This window comes from Rhodanobacter sp. UC4452_H20 (genome assembly GCF_052978205.1).
This window is the reverse complement of the sequence record NZ_CM129662.1, coordinates 335,220-350,506: the sequence shown is the minus strand read 5'-3', so window position 1 is coordinate 350,506 and position 15,287 is coordinate 335,220. Positions and strand designations below refer to the sequence as shown.

At 68.1% G+C, this 15,287-nt stretch carries 13 protein-coding genes and 1 riboswitch; of the genes, 8 read left to right on the top strand and 5 right to left on the bottom strand.

Going from position 1 to position 15,287, the window contains the following annotated elements; translation table 11 throughout:
- Nucleotides 1–9: 9 nt before the first annotated feature.
- The 4 genes from ACVCMC_RS01585 to ACVCMC_RS01570 form a co-directional block, all read right to left on the bottom strand.
- A complete protein-coding gene (locus ACVCMC_RS01585; RefSeq protein ID WP_395119598.1) occupies nucleotides 10–621 on the bottom strand; it encodes a response regulator in 612 nt (203 codons plus the stop codon).
- Between the two features lie 111 nt (nucleotides 622–732).
- Nucleotides 733–1,125, bottom strand: coding sequence for an RNA-binding S4 domain-containing protein (locus ACVCMC_RS01580; protein ID WP_447098428.1), 393 nt, complete (start codon nucleotides 1,123–1,125; stop codon nucleotides 733–735).
- A gap of 5 nt (nucleotides 1,126–1,130) precedes the next feature.
- Entirely contained in the window at nucleotides 1,131–1,721 is a 591-nt protein-coding gene (locus tag ACVCMC_RS01575) for a response regulator (protein ID WP_447098427.1), read from the bottom strand.
- Between the two features lie 81 nt (nucleotides 1,722–1,802).
- Entirely contained in the window at nucleotides 1,803–2,714 is a 912-nt protein-coding gene (locus tag ACVCMC_RS01570; protein WP_447098426.1) for an AEC family transporter, read from the bottom strand.
- A 90-nt stretch (nucleotides 2,715–2,804) separates the two neighbouring features.
- Between ACVCMC_RS01570 and ACVCMC_RS01565 the strand changes: the two genes are divergently transcribed.
- The 5 genes from ACVCMC_RS01565 to ACVCMC_RS01545 all read left to right on the top strand — a co-directional run bounded on the left by ACVCMC_RS01565 (nucleotide 2,805) and on the right by ACVCMC_RS01545 (nucleotide 8,500).
- On the top strand, nucleotides 2,805–3,968 hold the full coding sequence (locus ACVCMC_RS01565; RefSeq protein WP_447098425.1) for a phosphotransferase enzyme family protein: 1,164 nt from the start codon (nucleotides 2,805–2,807) through the stop codon (nucleotides 3,966–3,968).
- 146 nt (nucleotides 3,969–4,114) lie between these two features.
- A riboswitch (TPP riboswitch) is annotated at nucleotides 4,115–4,212 on the top strand.
- Between the two features lie 57 nt (nucleotides 4,213–4,269).
- Complete coding sequence (locus tag ACVCMC_RS01560; protein WP_447098424.1) at nucleotides 4,270–6,447, top strand: TonB-dependent siderophore receptor; 2,178 nt, start codon at nucleotides 4,270–4,272, stop codon at nucleotides 6,445–6,447.
- A complete protein-coding gene (gene pnuC / locus ACVCMC_RS01555) occupies nucleotides 6,444–7,013 on the top strand; it encodes a nicotinamide riboside transporter PnuC (protein WP_395119604.1) in 570 nt (189 codons plus the stop codon). The genes ACVCMC_RS01560 and pnuC overlap by 4 nt, the downstream gene beginning before the upstream one ends.
- 62 nt (nucleotides 7,014–7,075) lie before the next feature.
- Complete coding sequence (locus ACVCMC_RS01550) at nucleotides 7,076–7,780, top strand: glutathione S-transferase N-terminal domain-containing protein (protein WP_395119605.1); 705 nt, start codon at nucleotides 7,076–7,078, stop codon at nucleotides 7,778–7,780.
- Nucleotides 7,781–7,873: 93 nt separating this feature from the next.
- Nucleotides 7,874–8,500, top strand: a complete 627-nt coding sequence (locus ACVCMC_RS01545; protein WP_447098423.1) for a DUF4124 domain-containing protein — start codon at nucleotides 7,874–7,876, stop codon at nucleotides 8,498–8,500.
- 47 nt (nucleotides 8,501–8,547) lie between these two features.
- On the opposite strand, the gene ACVCMC_RS01540 is transcribed toward ACVCMC_RS01545, so the two are convergent.
- Nucleotides 8,548–9,882, bottom strand: a complete 1,335-nt coding sequence (locus ACVCMC_RS01540; protein WP_447098422.1) for a M48 family metallopeptidase — start codon at nucleotides 9,880–9,882, stop codon at nucleotides 8,548–8,550.
- Between the two features lie 116 nt (nucleotides 9,883–9,998).
- On the opposite strand from ACVCMC_RS01540, the gene ACVCMC_RS01535 reads away from it, so the two are divergent.
- The 3 genes from ACVCMC_RS01535 to ACVCMC_RS01525 all read left to right on the top strand — a co-directional run bounded on the left by ACVCMC_RS01535 (nucleotide 9,999) and on the right by ACVCMC_RS01525 (nucleotide 15,263).
- Entirely contained in the window at nucleotides 9,999–10,676 is a 678-nt protein-coding gene (locus ACVCMC_RS01535) for a DUF502 domain-containing protein (protein ID WP_395119608.1), read from the top strand.
- Between the two features lie 123 nt (nucleotides 10,677–10,799).
- Nucleotides 10,800–12,926, top strand: a complete 2,127-nt coding sequence (locus ACVCMC_RS01530) for a M13 family metallopeptidase (protein WP_447098421.1) — start codon at nucleotides 10,800–10,802, stop codon at nucleotides 12,924–12,926.
- 210 nt (nucleotides 12,927–13,136) lie between these two features.
- Nucleotides 13,137–15,263: a M13 family metallopeptidase gene (locus ACVCMC_RS01525; protein ID WP_447098420.1), complete on the top strand. Its 2,127-nt coding sequence runs from the start codon at nucleotides 13,137–13,139 to the stop codon at nucleotides 15,261–15,263.
- The last annotated feature ends 24 nt before the right edge of the window (nucleotides 15,264–15,287 follow it).

The following is a 15,287-nucleotide window of genomic DNA, read 5'->3' as shown; positions in this document are numbered from 1 at the left end:
GGCGCGCTGTCAAGCCACGCGATGCAGCGGCAGCGGCGCCTCGGTCGTTCCCGGCGTCCCGGCATCGGGCATGGCGATGTCGGGAATGCCGTCCAGCGCCTCCGCCGACAAGGCAGACAGCAGCGTGTTCTCCGCCACCGAGGTATCGCGGGCGGGCAACCGCCCGGCGGCCACCAGGCTGCCGATGCGCTCGTACACGTCGTCGCGGTCGAACGGCTTTTTCATGAAGTCGTCCGCACCGTAACGCTGCAGGTAGAACTGCTCGGTGGCCTGCTGGTTGCCGCTGATCATGATGATCGGGATGTCGCGCGTGGCCGGATCGTGGCGCAGCGCGCGCAGCACGCTGAAACCGTTCATGCCGGGCATCACCACGTCGAGGAAGATCAGCGCCGGCAACTCGCTGCGCGCCAGCTCGATCGCCGCCGCGCCGTCGGCCGCCTTCAACGGGTGGTAGCCATCCTGGCTGAGCATCTTGCCGAGCACGGCGCAGATCGTGGGCGAATCGTCCACTACCAGCATGCGCGCGCCCTGCGTGGTCTGCACGTGTTGCGGCTCGACCGCATGCCCGCCCAGCAGGCGCTTGATGAAGCCGATGCCACTGATGCGTGCCAGTCCGTCCATGCCTTCTCCCCGGGTCGTGAGTGGTGCGCGCGGGGCGCACTCGTGGATACGTCGCGCATGCTCGCGCAGAGCGACGCAGCAATGTGCGACGCAGTACTCAGCCTGAACTTGTCAGCGCAAGTCCTTGATCTTTCGCAATTGCCGACGGGCTTGCTTGTCGGGTCGATGCGCTGGATGATCCAGCGCCGCGCCACTCAGGCGACGCTGTTCGCGCAATGCCTCGGCCGCCTCGCGACTGGCCTCGGTTTCCCGATACAGCAACTGCGCCTCGCTGGCCGGCCCGCGCCGCGATGCCAGCGCGAGCACGTCCAGCTCCAGGCGCTCGTGCCCGCGGCTGACCTGCAGCCGATCACCGACGTGCACGGCCCGGGAAGGTTTGCAGCGCGCGCCACCGAGTTCCACCCGTCCCGCCTCGATGGCCGTGCGGGCCAGGCCGCGGGTCTTGAAGAAGCGTGCCGCCCACAGCCAGATGTCGAGACGCAGCTCGCCGCGTTCCTCGGGCATGCCGCTCAGTTCGTTTCGCCCGGAGGCGGCACCAGATCCTGCGGATCGGGCATGGCGATGTCCGGAATGGCCGCCTGCTCGTCGGCGCTGAGCACCGGCTCGGCCGCCGCCACCGGCACGCTGGTGCGCGGTCGCACCACCAGGCGGCCGGACTGGGTCAGGTGCTGCAGGCGCGCAAACACCTCGCCGCGGCCGAACGGCTTTTTCATGAAGTCGTCGGCGCCGAATCGCTGCACGTAGAACTGCTCGGTGGCCTGCAGGTTGCCGCTGATCATCACGATCGGGATGTCGTGGGTGAGCGCTTCGCGGCGCAACGCGCGCAGCACGGCGAAGCCGTTCATGCCGGGCATCACGATGTCCAGGAAAATCAGGTCGGGCAATTCGTTGCGGGCCAGCTCGAGCGCGCTCTCGCCGTCGGCCGCCTTGAACACCACGTGGCCGTCCTGGGTGAGCATCTTGCCCAGCACCGCGCGAATGGTCGGCGAGTCGTCGACCACCAGGATGTGCGCTTCCTTGGGCACGCCACTGCGCGGCACCGCACGACGCTCGCCGTGTTCGTTGCCGAAAATCCGCCGTATCAGCTCAAAGCCGGACATGACGCGAGCCCCTTCCCCCGGGAAATCCCCGCCCAGTCTCGACGCAGCGCGGCCGCGACGCAAGCGTCCGCACCGCGTCGCTCACCACGCCGCGCCGACCATCAGATAGTTGGCCAGCGGGACGGTCAGCAGCGACAGCACGATGCCCGCGCCCAGCACGGTGTTGGCCAACGCCGGGTCGAGCTCGTACTCGTCGGCCAGGATCGCCGCCGACACCATCGGCGCCATCGCCGCCTGCAGCACGCCCACCGTGAGCACCAGGCCCTCCACGCCCGCCGCCGTGCCCATCAGCCAGCACAGCAGCGGCGCCAGCAGCAGCTTCCAGCCCAACCCCCAGGCGGCCGCGCCGAGCTGACGCTGGCCGGGATGGAACTTGAACTGCAAACCGACCGAGAACAGCGCCAGCGGCGTCAGCGTGGCCCCGATCGGCGCGAACACCCCGTCGAGCCACTCCGGCCAGCCACCGAGGCGGCCCACCGCTATGCCCAGCAACAAGGCCAGGAACGGCGGAAACGAAAACACGCGGCGCAGCATCGGGCGCAGCTGCGGCGTGCGTCCGGAATAAAGCGACGCCACCACGATGCCCGCCGACGCCAGCACCGGAAACGCGCCCAGCTGATCGGCGACCACGGCCAGCGCCAGGCCGGCCTTGCCGTGCAGCGCCTGCACCATCGGATAACCCATGTAGGCGGTGTTGCCCAGCCCGCACACCAGGATCAGCGAACCGGTGCGCTGCCGCGACCAGCCCAGCCGCGGGCCGAGCAGGCCGAACAGCAACCAGGCGCCGCCGAAGGTGAGCCACATCGCGGCCACCACGAACCACAGGTCGGGGTTGAACTTCAGCTTCGGGATCAGCTCCAGCACCAGCGCCGCCAGCGCCACGTTCAGCACCCACCAGTTGATGCCTTGCACGATGCCCGCCGGCGGCCGCGCGAAACGCGCCACCACGACGCCGAGCAGCAGGCAGACGAACAGCAGCAGCAAGGCACTCATGGGATGCGCACGGACCCGGGCAAAGAGCGTCATTAGACGCGAAAAACACCGTCGGCCGAAAGGCGCAGCGGCTGGGCGATAATCGTGCCGATGCCAAAGCCGACCGCCCCTGCAGACCCCGATCACCTCGTGCACGGCCTGGCCGGCGACGATATCGCTCCCGACTGGCCGGCTCTCGTCGCGCCGGAACTGCAGGTGCTGCTGAGCCGCTTTCCGCAAACCGGCGCCTTGCGGCGAGTCGTCTGGCACAGTCCGCGCCCGCTCTCGGCGGCCTGTCTGGTCGACACCGAAGCCGGCACGCTGTTCGTCAAGCGCCATCATCATCGGGTGCGCTCGGCCGCCACGCTGACGGAGGAACACCGCTACATCGCGCACCTGCGCCGGCACGGACTGCCGCTGGCCGACGTGTTGCGCGACGCCGACGGCGACACCGCCATCGCCATCGGCGACTGGGTCTACGAAGTGCATCGGCGCGCCGCGGGCATCGACCTGTACCGCGAGCTGGTCTCGTGGCAGCCATTGCCGAACCCGTTCCACGCGCACCGCGCCGGCCGCATGCTGGCGCGGCTGCACGACGCCGGCGCCGACTACGCGGCGCCCCAGCGCAGCACCCACATTCTGGTGGCACGCAGCGAGCTGATCGCCGCTGCCGATCCGGTGGCGGCACTGGAATCGCAGTTGCCGCAGCGACCCGGCCTCGCCGTTTACTTGCGCGGCCGGCCCTGGCAGCGCGAGTTCGCCGACCTGCTCGCGCCATGGCACGCGCGCCTGCAGCCAGCGCTGGCCCGGCAACCACGGCTGTGGACGCACGGCGACTGGCACGTCTCCAACCTCTGCTGGAGCGGCAGCGGCGACGACGCCGACATCACCGCCGTGCTCGATTTCGGCCTGGCCGCGGCGAACTGCGCGCTGTTCGACCTCGCCACCGCGATCGAGCGCAATGCGGTCGCATGGCTGGCGCTGGATACCGGTGCGGCGGCGATCCATCCGTCCATCGCCCGCGCGCTGATCGAGGGTTATCGGGAAATCCGCCCACTCGCCCGCGACGACCTGCAACTGCTGGCCGACCTGCTGCCGCTGGTGCACGTGGATTTCGCCCTGTCCGAAGTGGAGTACTTCCACGCCATCACGCATGCGCCCGCGCACGCCGACATCGCCTGGGACACCTTCCTGCGCGGGCACGCGGCATGGTTCCGCACATCCGCCGGGCAGGCCCTGTTACAAACCATCCGCACCCTCGCCACCGGCGCGTAGGGCGGGCACGGCCCGCCGCTCTTGCTCCTCGATTCACGGTGGCACGACACGAAAAGCCGGCGGGCCGTGCCCGCCCTACGCGCCGGTGGCGTTGCGGCACGCCAGGGCGATTCGGCAGGCCGCGCCCATTCGTGTTTCAATACGCATTCTTGAAGCGGGGGTGCCCGGCAAAACGCCGGGCTGAGAGAGTCCCTTGGAACCTGATCCGGTCAATACCGGCGTAGGGAGCTTGCAGAGTCGGATCGTTCTCGCGAACGTACCGGTTCGCCGTCGCTTCGTCCGCTACCCGAAGACGACGACGATGACCCGCACTCCCCTCGCCCTGGCCCTGCTTGCCGCCCTTGCCGCCAACGGCGCGGCCGCCACCGGCAGCGCCACCCCGCAACCCGATACCCCGCAGGCCGTCGATCTGGCCACCGTGCACGTGCGCGGACAGGCGCCGGAGCACCCGCGCGACAGCGACCTCGACAGCTACGGCCGCGCCACGCTGCACGACACGCCGGCGTCGATCACCGTGGTGGCGCGCCAGCAGCTGGACGACCGGCAGATCCGCACGCTCAGCGAACTGGCCCGCGAGGATGCCGCGCTGGGCGACAACTACGCGCCGGTCGGCTACTACCAGGACATCGCGATCCGCGGCTACGTGCTGGACCCCGCTACCGGCTTTCGCAGCAACGGCCTGACCATCGCCGGCGAGCAGAAGGTGCCGCTGGAAGACGTGCAGCAGGTGCAGATCCTGAAAGGCCTGGCGGGCCTGGAAGCCGGCGTGATGGAGCCCGGCGGCGTGGTCAATTACGTCAGCAAGCGGCCGGCCGACGTGCGCAGCGTCACCCTGGGCACCGATTCGCACGGCTCGCGCCACGTCGCAGTCGACGTCGGCGGCTGGCTCACGCCGCAGTTCGGCGTGCGCGTCAACGCGGCCCACGAGGACATCCATTCGTATGTGCACCACGCCAACGGCCGACGCAGCATGCTGGCGCTGGCGGCGGACTGGAAGATCAGCGAGCGCACCACGCTGGAGCTGGACGGCAACTACCAGACCAGCGGCCAGCGTTCGGTGTCGGGCTACCAGTTGCTCGGCGGCACGACGCTGCCGGCGCACCCGGACGCCACGCGCATGCTGGGCTATCAGCCGTGGCAGCAGCCGGTGGGTATCCGGTCGTCCAACAGCAGCGTGCGCATCGAGCACGCCTTCAGCGACGACTGGCACCTGCGCGTCGCCGGCGGCCACAGCCGCAGCGTGATCGACGACAACGTGGCGTTCGCCTACGGCTGCTTCTACGCCAGCGAATGCGCCGACGGCAGCGTGCCCGGCTGGTTCTTCGCGCCGAACGGCGACTACGACATCTACGATTTCCGCAGCCCCGACGACACCCGCATCAGCGACGAGGCCCGCGCCGTGCTCGAAGGCCGTTTCGCCACCGGCGCGCTCAGCCACGAACTGAGCCTGGGCGCCGGCGCGTTCCGTCGCACCATCGATCGCCGCGCCTACGTCTACGACTACGTCGGCACCGGCAACATCGACCAGGCCGACCCACCCATCTTCGCGCCCTCGCCGAACCAGCCCGGCCCTTCGGTGCGCCGGCTCACCAGTTGGCAGCATTCGCTGTTCGCGCTGGATCGCATGCACCTGGGCGAGCGCTGGCAGCTGATCGCCGGCGCCCGACTGGCACGCCTGCACGAGCGCAGCTACGACGACAGCGGTGCGCCCGAGCGCACCACCCGCTTGCGCAAGGCGTTGCCGCAGGCCGCCGTGTTGTGGCAGCCGAACGCACCGACCACCGTATACCTGAGCTACAGCGAAGGCCTGTCGCTGGGCATCGAGGCGCCGTACTGGACCAGCAACGGCGGCAGCACGCTGGGGCCGCGGCTGTCGCGCCAGCTCGAAGCCGGCGTCAAGCTGCAGGCCACCGATGCGCTGGCGCTGAGCGGCGCGCTCTACCGCATCCACCAGCCCTTCCAGTTCGCCCGGCCGGACGGCACGCCCGAGGGATTCACCTTCGTGCAGCAAGGCAATGAAGTGCATACGGGTGTCGAGCTGGGCGCGAACGGCCGGCTCGGCGACAACCTGCGCGTGATCGCCAGCGCCAGCGTCATCCAGGCCCGCGCCGAAGGCAGCGGCACGCCCGCGTACGAGGGCCACCAGTTGACCAACGTGCCGCGCCTGCGTACCGCCGTATTCCTCGACTACCGCCTGCCGTCCGCGCCGGCGCTGAGTCTGCTCGGCGGCTGGCGCCACGCATCGGCCAACGTCGCCACGCCCGATGGCGCCGTGCGCGTACCGTCGTACGACGTGTTCGACGCCGGCCTGCGCTACACCACGCCGTGGCGCGGCCACGCGCTGACCTGGCGGTTGTCGGTGGACAACGTGTTCAACCACTTCTACTGGCGCGACACCGGTTCGGCCGGCGGCGATCGCTACCTGTTCCCGGGTGCGCCGCGGCTGGCGCGGCTCTCCGTCAGCTACGACTTCCAGTGATCTGGATCGAACTCGCCGGCGCGCTGATCAGCGCCTGGGCCGTCTGGCTCACCGCCAGGCGGCGGCCCTGGTGCTGGCCGGTCGGGTTGGTGTCGGTGCTGGTCTACGGCTGGATCTTCATCGACGCCAGGCTGTATTCCGACGCCCTGCTGCAGCTCGCCTTCGCCGGCCTGATCGTCTACGGCTGGCGACGCTGGCTGCAGAACCTGGACGACGACGGTCGCGTCCAGCTCGCCCCGCTGCCGCTGATGCAGGCGATCGTCCACCTGACCATCGGTACCGTCGCGGCATTGCTGCTCGGCTATTCGATGCATCGGTGGACCGATGCCGCGCTGCCCTGGCTAGATGCGGCACTCACCGCCTTCAGCCTGGTCGCGCAGTGGTGGCAGGGCCGCCGCCACATCGCGGCGTGGTGGCTGTGGATTGCGGTGGACGTGATCTATGTCGGCGAATACATCTACAAGCACCTGCTGATCACCTCGGTGCTCTACGCCGGCTTCGTGGTGCTGGCGGCGATCGGCTTGCGCGCGTGGCGGCAAGCCGGGCGCGCCGCTGCGGCGGCTTGATTTCACGGCACACGGTGCCCGTCGGGGCACAATGGGCGATTCCGCAACCAGGACGAAACAGCATGCCCGACCTGTCCCGTTTTCCGATCACCGCGCGCTGGCCCGCGCGGCACCCCGAACGCATCCAGCTGTATTCGCTCAACACGCCCAACGGCGTGAAAGCGTCGATCATGCTGGAGGAAACCGGGTTGCCGTACGAGCCGCACCTGGTCGACATCACCAACGACGAAAGCCACACGCCGGAGTTCCTGTCGATCAACCCCAACGGCAAGATTCCCGCGATCATCGACCCCGACGGCCCCGGCGGCGAGCCGCTGGCGCTGTTCGAATCCGGCGCCATCCTGCTGTACCTGGCCGACAAGACCGGCAGCTTCATTCCCGCCGAACCCGCGCGGCGCTGGGAGTGCATCCAGTGGGTGTTCTTCCAGATGGCGTCGATCGGCCCGATGTTCGGCCAGCTCGGTTACTTCAACAAGTTCGCCGGCAGGGAGATCGCCGACAAGCGCCCGCGCGAGCGCTACGCCAACGAATCGAAACGACTGCTCGCCGTACTCGAGGCTCGCCTCGCGGGCCGCGACTGGATCATGGGCGACGACTACGGCATCGCCGACATCGCCACGCTGGGCTGGGTGAACAACCTGATCACCTTCTACGAGGCGCGCGAGCTGGTCGACTACGACCGCCTCGTGCACGTGCCCGCCTGGCTGGAGCGCGGCATGGCGCGGCCGGCGGTGGCGCGCGGCCTGCAGATCCCGCGGCGCGGCTGAACCGGGCGCCTGCGGGCTGGACGAAGGTACGCGCCGGGGGCAAGCTTCCAGTCACGCGGCATCCAGTCGCGCTGCCGCAAAGTGGCCATCACCATGAACGACTCGATCGCCTCATCGTTGCTGCCCGGCCTGGCGCTGGCCTTGTGGTTGCTGGCCCCGGCGGCCGGCGCCCAGAACATCTACAAGTGCCCGCAGGCCGGCGGCGGCGTAGCCTATACCGATCACCCCTGTGCCGACGGCAAGGGCCAGCTGCTGCACCAGGCCGACGACAGCGAGGTGATCGACCGCTACCTGCGCCTGGGCCAGCACGACCTCGCCAGGCAGTACGCCCACGCGCGCCATCTCGACGCGTTGTACGAGGAGCGCGTGGCCGCCTATCGGCAGGCGCAGGAGGACGCCGAACAACGCCGCTACGACGAGGCGCTCGCCGCGCAGCAGCGCGAGGATGCCGCGCGCCGGCAGGCGCAGCTCGACCAGGAGGCCGAGCGCAACCAGTTGCAGGTCGAGAACGACACCCTGCGCCAGCAGAACGACCAGTATCGCGAGGCGTTGTCCCAGCCGGTGGACGACTACGCGCCGCTCTACTGGGGGGCGCCGGCGCCGCCGTATCGACACCGCCCGCACGACCACGACGGCGATCACGGCCATCGCTGGACGCCGCCCCCACCGCCGACCTACCAGCCGTGCACGCAACTCGCCGGCGGCCGGGTGCAGTGCTGAGGCCGCATCCGGACCGCCGTCGCCGCTGAGGCGCGCAGGCGCCCGATTCAGCGCGCCGCTTGCGGTATGTCGGCACCCTGGCGGCGAACCCCCGGATCATCCAGATGCTCGGCCTTCCACACCATCGCGCGATGGATGCGCTGCCAGCCACTGGGATGGTCGAAGAACAGGAACTCCTCGACCGGACCGGGATGCATCTTGCGGTACTCGGACAACTGCACCGCGACATGCGCAAAACCATCCGGCTGGCGTGCCGCGTTCAGGCCGAACGCGTCGGCCTCGGCCTCCATGCTGCGGGTGATGGTGTTGTTCACCGGCGTCATGAAGAACATGAAGATCGCGAACAGCGCCGCGATCAGCGGCAAACCCGCCACGTCGCCCACGTCGCGCAACTGCCAGCGTTCGCCCCAGCGCTGCTGCGCCCAGCCGAAGCCCCAGCGCACGAAGGCGAAGCCGATCACGATGATGACGCCGAAGAACACGATGCCCTTGTAGATGTGGTTGAGCACGTAGTGGCCCATCTCGTGCCCGAGCACGGCCTTGATCTCTTCCGGCGAGCTGCGCTTGAGCAGGTTGTCGTTGAGGCTGATGCGGGTGGTGCCGAACATGCCGCTGACGTTGGCGCTGATGCGCTTGCTCTGCCGCGAGGCGTCGAACCAGTACACGTCCGAGGCGGGGATGCCGTTGGCGCGCGCCATCGACAGGACCTGCTCCTTCAGCGGGCTCTCCGGCAGCGACTGGTAGGTATTGAACAGCGGCGAGATGTAGACCGGCGCGATGGTGGCCATGAACATCACGAACACGATGGCCACCCCCGCGCCCCACAACCACCAGGTGCGCGTGGCGCGCCGGATCACCGCATAGATCAGCACCAGCGCCAGCGTGCCGAAGATCAGCCCCACCGCCAGCCCCTTGGCTTGCTCGCCCAGCCAGCCGCCGAGGCCCAGATTCGACAAGCCGTACTGGTGCTCGCGGAAATAACCTTCGTACAGCGCCCACGGCAGGGTCAGCACGGTCGTCAGCACGATGTATTGGATCGCGTAGATCGCCGTCTGCAGCCAGCGCCAGCGGGTGAGTCGCTCGGCGAGGTTGCGCATGCGCGCCGAGAGCCGCGTGCCGAGCAGCAGCCACGCCACGCCCAGGGCCACCAGCAGATCCCAGCCGGTCAGCCAGTAACCGCCCTCGAAGTAGGCATCGGAATTGGCTCGCTGTGCCGGCGTCAGCTCGGCCATGTAGGCCTGGGTGGCAGCATCGGCGTCGAACGCCGCCGCCGCGGATACCGCCGGCGCCGGAGCCGCTGCGGTGGACGAAGGTATTGCTTGCGCGTGGATCGCGCCGACGACAAACCATGCAAGCAGCAGCACGCCGATCAGCTTCTTCATGACTCCCCCATCCCCATGTGGAGCCAGCACGCTAACCCAATCGCCGGAAGCCCGCCACCACGCCCGTCGCCGCGCCGGTCGCCTACAATGCGGGACACGACCCGCCGGATCGATCCATGCCCCCGCTCCGCCTCAAACGCTATCTGCTGACCGGCCTGCTGACCTTCATCCCGTTGTGGGTGACCTGGCTGGTATTCAATTTCGTGCTGGGCGTGCTGGCCGGGATCGGCGCGCCGATGGTCGAGGCCCTGCTCGGCACGCTGGCGCTGGTGGCACCGCGTGCCGCCGAGTCGCTGAAGATGGAATGGCTCACCTACATCGCCGCCCTGCTGATCACGCTGGGCTCGCTGTACCTGCTCGGCTTCGTGGCAAACCGGGTGATCGGCCAGCGCTTCCTCAATGCCTTCGACAACCTGCTCGCGCGCATCCCGCTGGTGCAGACCATCTACGGCGGCACCAAGAAGCTGATGGCGGTACTGCAGAACAAGCCCAGCGGCATGCAGCGCGTGGTGCTGGTGGACTTTCCGCGGCGCGGCATGAAGGTGGTGGGCTTCGTGACCCGGGTGATGATCGAGGAAGGCAGTGGCCGGGAGATCGCCGCGGTGTACATCCCGACCACGCCCAACCCCACCGGCGGCTATCTGGAACTGGTGCCGGTGGACGAGCTCGTCCCCACCGACTGGACCATGGACCAGGCCATGGCCTTCATCATTTCCGGCGGCGCGGTGGCGCCGGACAGCCTGCCGGCCGCGCCGGTCCGGCACGCCCTCAGCCCCTCACCCCCTGACCTTTGACACTGTCTGGCCCCTGTCGATTGGCCTAGCGTGAACGGCTGCGTCCGCGCGCCCGGGGAGCCTTTTGCGCGCGGCCATGTCCGCAACCTCAAACCGTCCAGATCCACCCATCGAGGGATATCCATGACCAAGCAGTACCTGAAGCCCCTGGCCCTTGCGGTCAGCCTGGCCCTGACCGTGAGCGCCTGCGGCAAGCAGGATGCCACCCCGGCCGATGCACCGGCGCCGACCGCCAGCACCGCACCGGCCGCCGCCGGCAGCACCGCGGCCGTCGACAGCAAGAGCATCTTCGACGTCAGCGAGCTGGGTGCGCCGGCCGAGGCGTGCACGGACTTCGACCAGTTCGTCAATGCCAAGTGGGTCGCCGCCAACCCGATCCCGAACGACCGCCCCCGCTGGGGCGCGTTCGACAAGCTGGCCGAGGACAGCCTCAACACCCAGCACACGATCGTCGAGAACGCCGCCAAGGGCGCCGACCAGGCTGCCGCCGGCTCGATCGAGCAGAAGATCGGCAACCTGTACAAGTCGGGCATGGACGAGGCCGCCATCGACAAGGCCGGCTTCGACCCGATCAAGCCCAAGCTGGCCGAGATCGATCAGCTGAAGAACGGCAACGACGTGGCCGCCTTCCTCGACAAGAGCTTCGCCCAGGGCGACATGCTGGTGTTCCAGTTCGGCGCCGGCGCCGACTTCAAGCACGCCGAAACGCAGATCGGCTACACCTTCCAGGATGGCCTGGGCCTGCCCACCAAGGACTACTACACCGACCCGAAGCATGCCGACCTGCGCAAGGCCTACCTCGACTACATCGCCAAGACGCTGGAGCTGACCGGCGTGTCCGCCGCCGACGCCAAGAAGCAGGCCGATGAAGTGATGGCGTTCGAGACCAGCCTGGCCGCCGCCTCGCTGGCGCCGGTCGAACTGCGCACCCCGGAAAACCAGTACCACTTCGTGAGCGTGGCCGAAGCGGACAAGATCACCCCGCACTTCAGCTGGGAGAACTTCTTCAAGGCCCAGGGCGTGACCATCGACAAGGGCTTCTCGCTGTCGCAGCCGAAGTTCTTCGCCGAGTTCGACAAGCTGCTGGCCAGCGCGCCGGCCAGCCAGTGGCAGGCGTACCTGCGCTTCCACACCATCGACGGCGCCGCCGATGCGCTGAGCAAGCCGTTCCGCGACAACCGCTTCGCCTTCTACGGCAAGACCCTCTCCGGCCAGCCGGAGCAGAAGCCGCGCTGGAAGCAGGTGCTGAATGCGGTCAACGGCTCGATGGGCATGGCGCTGGGCGAGCTGTACGTCAAGCAGGAGTTCACCCCCGAGGCCAAGCAGCGCGCCGAGGAACTGGTCACCAACATCCGCAACGCGCTGAAGGCGCGCATCCAGAACCTCGACTGGATGAGCGACGAAACCAAGGCCAAGGCGATCGCCAAGTGGGACACCTTCCTGCCCAAGATCGGCTACCCGGACAAGTTCCGCAGCTGGGACGGCCTGACCATCGTGCCGGACAACTACTACGCCAACCTCGAAGCAGCGTCGAAGTTCAACTACGACTACGACATCGCCAAGATCGGCAAGCCGACCGACCGCAAGGAATGGGGCATGACCCCGCAGACGGTCAACGCGTACTACAACCCCACCGACAACACGATCAACTTCCCGGCCGCGATCCTGCAGCCGCCGTTCTTCGATGCCAAGGCCGACGACGCGATCAATTACGGCGGCATCGGCGCGGTGATCGGTCACGAAGCCAGCCACGGCTTCGACGACGAAGGCAGCCAGTTCGACGGCGCCGGCAACAACGTGAACTGGTGGAGCAAGGCCGACCGCGCCAAGTTCGACGCCCGCACGGCCAAGCTGGTGCAGCAGTTCAACGACTACACGCCGATCAAGGACAAACCCGACGCGCACGTCAACGGCAAGCTGACCCTGGGCGAGAACATCGCCGACCTGGGCGGCCTCAACGTCGCCTACGACGCCTTGCAGGTGGCGCTGAAGCAGCACCCGGCCGAAGCCACACAGAAGATCGACGGCTACACCCAGGACCAGCGCTTCTTCCTCAACTGGGCGCGCGTGTGGCGCGGCAACATCCGCGAGCAGCAGGCGCTGCTGCGGCTGAACACCGACCCGCACGCCCCGGCCCCGCTGCGCGCGATCGGTGCGCCGTCCAACATGCCGGCGTTCGCGGCGGCGTTCCAGTGCAAGCCGGGCGACGCGATGGTGCGTCCGGCCGACAAGCAGGTGAAGATCTGGTAACCGCGCTCGTCGCAGCCGTTTGAGAACCGGGGCCCCGCATGCGAATGCGGGGCCCTTTTGCATGCCGGCCCCTGACCTTTGACACTGTTTGACCCATGACGTTTGGCCTAGCGTGAATCGGCATGGCCACGGCCTTGCCGGCCGTCGAACACCGGCCATCCGGACACCCACGCAACGCCTGCGGGCGAACCATCCATGGAGGCAATCCGCATGACCAAGACCCTTCTGAAACCGCTCGCGCTCGCCGTCAGCGCCGCGCTGGCGCTCACCGCGTGCGGCAAGCAGGAACCTGCCAGCACGCCGGCGACTCCGGCCGACGCGGCCAGCGCGGCCCCCGCATCCAGCAGCGCCGCCACGGCGGCAGCACCCAGCGTGTTCGACATCAGCGAGCTGGGCCAGGCCGCCGAGGCGTGCGCCGACTTCAACCAGTTCGTCAACGCCAAGTGGATCGCCGCCAACCCGATTCCGGCCGACCAGACCGTGTGGGGCTCGTTCAACCTGCTGCGCGAGAAGAGCCTGTCCGACCAGCACGCGCTGGTCGACGCGGCCGACAAGAACGCCGACAGCGCCACGCCCGGTTCGATCGAGCAGAAGATCGGCTGGCTGTACCGCTCCAGCATGAACATGGACGCGCGCAACAAGGCCGGCTTCGAGCCGCTCAAGCCCTACCTGGCGAAGATCGACGCGCTGAAGTCGAACAAGGACATCCCTGCCTGGCTCAACCAGTCCTTCGCCAAGGGCGACAGCGCGGTGTTCCGCTTCGGCGCGCGCGCCGACTACAAGAACGCCAGCATGCAGATCGCCTATGCGGTGCAGGGCGGCCTGGGCCTGCCCACGCCGGACTACTACACCGATGCCAAGTACAAGGACGTGCGCGCCGAGTACGTGAAATACCTGGCCAAGCTGTTCGAGCTCACCGGCACGCCGGCCAAGGACGCGGCCAACCAGGCCGACCTGGCCATGAAGTTCGAGACCGAGCTGGCCAGGCACTCCATCCCGCGGGTGGAGATGCGCAAGCCGGAGAACCAGTACCACTTCGTCACCGTGGCCGAGGCGAACAAGGTCACTCCGCATTTCGACTGGAACGATTTCTTCAAGGCGCAGGGCGTCACCATCGACAAGGGCTTCTCGCTTTCGCAGCCGAAGTTCTTCGCCGAAATGGACAAGCTGCTGGCCAGCGCGCCATTGGCCCAGTGGAAGGCCTATCTGACCGCCCACACGATCTCCGGCGCGGCCGACGTGTTGTCCGAGCCGTTCGTCGACGCCCGTTTCGATTTCTACGACAAGACCCTGCGCGGCCAGCCCGAGCAGAAACCGCAGTGGAAGCGCTCGCTGAGCGCGGTCAACGACGCCATGGGGCAGGCGCTGGGCCAGTTGTACGTGGCCAAGTATTTCCCGCCGGAAGCCAAGCAGCGCGCCGAGGAACTGGTCACCAACATCCGCAACGCGCTGAAGGCGCGCATCCAGAACCTCGACTGGATGAGCGACGAAACCAAGGCCAAGGCGATCGCCAAGTGGGAAACCTTCCTGCCCAAGATCGGCTACCCCGAAAAGTGGCGCAGCTGGGACGGCCTGAAGATCACCGCGGACAACTACTTCGCCAACATGGAGGCGGCGCAGCAGTTCGACCATGACTACGACATCGCCAAGATCGGCCAGCCGACCGACCGCCAGGAATGGTTCATGACGCCGCAGACGGTCAACGCGTACTACAACCCCACCGACAACACGATCAACTTCCCGGCCGCGATCCTGCAGCCGCCGTTCTTCTATGCCAAGGGCGACGACGCGATCAACTACGGCGGCATCGGCGCGGTGATCGGCCACGAGGCCAGCCACGGCTTCGACGACCAGGGCAGCCAGTTCGACGGCAGCGGCAACCTGGACAACTGGTGGACGGACGCCGACAAGAAGCAGTTCGACGAGCGCGCGCAGAAGCTGGTCGACCAGTTCGACAACTACGCGCCGCTGCCCGACCACCCGGACCTGCACGTCAACGGCAAGCTGACCCTGGGGGAGAACATCGCCGACCTGGGTGGCCTCAACATCGCCTACGACGCGCTGCAGACCGCGCTGAAGAATCAGCCGGCCGAGGCCACGCAGAAGATCGACGGCTACACCGAGGATCAGCGCTTCTTCCTCAACTGGGCGCGCGTGTGGCGTGGCAGCATCCGCGACAAGGCGCAGATGGTCTACCTCAACGCCGATCCGCATTCGCCGATGAAGTTCCGCGCGATCGGCGCGCCGTCCAACATGCCGGCGTTCGCCCAGGCGTTCCAGTGCAAGACCGGCGACGCGATGGTTCGCCCGGCCGACAAGCAGGTGAAGATCTGGTAACCGCCGCCGCGGCGGCAGGCGCAA

Coding starts and splice junctions, on each gene's coding strand:
- ACVCMC_RS01585 (WP_395119598.1), bottom strand. CDS start 621: ATGGACGGACTGGCACGCATCAGTGGCATCGGCTTCATCAAGCGCCTG.
- ACVCMC_RS01580 (WP_447098428.1), bottom strand. CDS start 1,125: ATGCCCGAGGAACGCGGCGAGCTGCGTCTCGACATCTGGCTGTGGGCG.
- ACVCMC_RS01575 (WP_447098427.1), bottom strand. CDS start 1,721: ATGTCCGGCTTTGAGCTGATACGGCGGATTTTCGGCAACGAACACGGC.
- ACVCMC_RS01570 (WP_447098426.1), bottom strand. CDS start 2,714: ATGAGTGCCTTGCTGCTGCTGTTCGTCTGCCTGCTGCTCGGCGTCGTG.
- ACVCMC_RS01565 (WP_447098425.1), top strand. CDS start 2,805: ATGCCAAAGCCGACCGCCCCTGCAGACCCCGATCACCTCGTGCACGGC.
- ACVCMC_RS01560 (WP_447098424.1), top strand. CDS start 4,270: ATGACCCGCACTCCCCTCGCCCTGGCCCTGCTTGCCGCCCTTGCCGCC.
- ACVCMC_RS01550 (WP_395119605.1), top strand. CDS start 7,076: ATGCCCGACCTGTCCCGTTTTCCGATCACCGCGCGCTGGCCCGCGCGG.
- ACVCMC_RS01545 (WP_447098423.1), top strand. CDS start 7,874: ATGAACGACTCGATCGCCTCATCGTTGCTGCCCGGCCTGGCGCTGGCC.
- ACVCMC_RS01540 (WP_447098422.1), bottom strand. CDS start 9,882: ATGAAGAAGCTGATCGGCGTGCTGCTGCTTGCATGGTTTGTCGTCGGC.
- ACVCMC_RS01535 (WP_395119608.1), top strand. CDS start 9,999: ATGCCCCCGCTCCGCCTCAAACGCTATCTGCTGACCGGCCTGCTGACC.
- ACVCMC_RS01530 (WP_447098421.1), top strand. CDS start 10,800: ATGACCAAGCAGTACCTGAAGCCCCTGGCCCTTGCGGTCAGCCTGGCC.
- ACVCMC_RS01525 (WP_447098420.1), top strand. CDS start 13,137: ATGACCAAGACCCTTCTGAAACCGCTCGCGCTCGCCGTCAGCGCCGCG.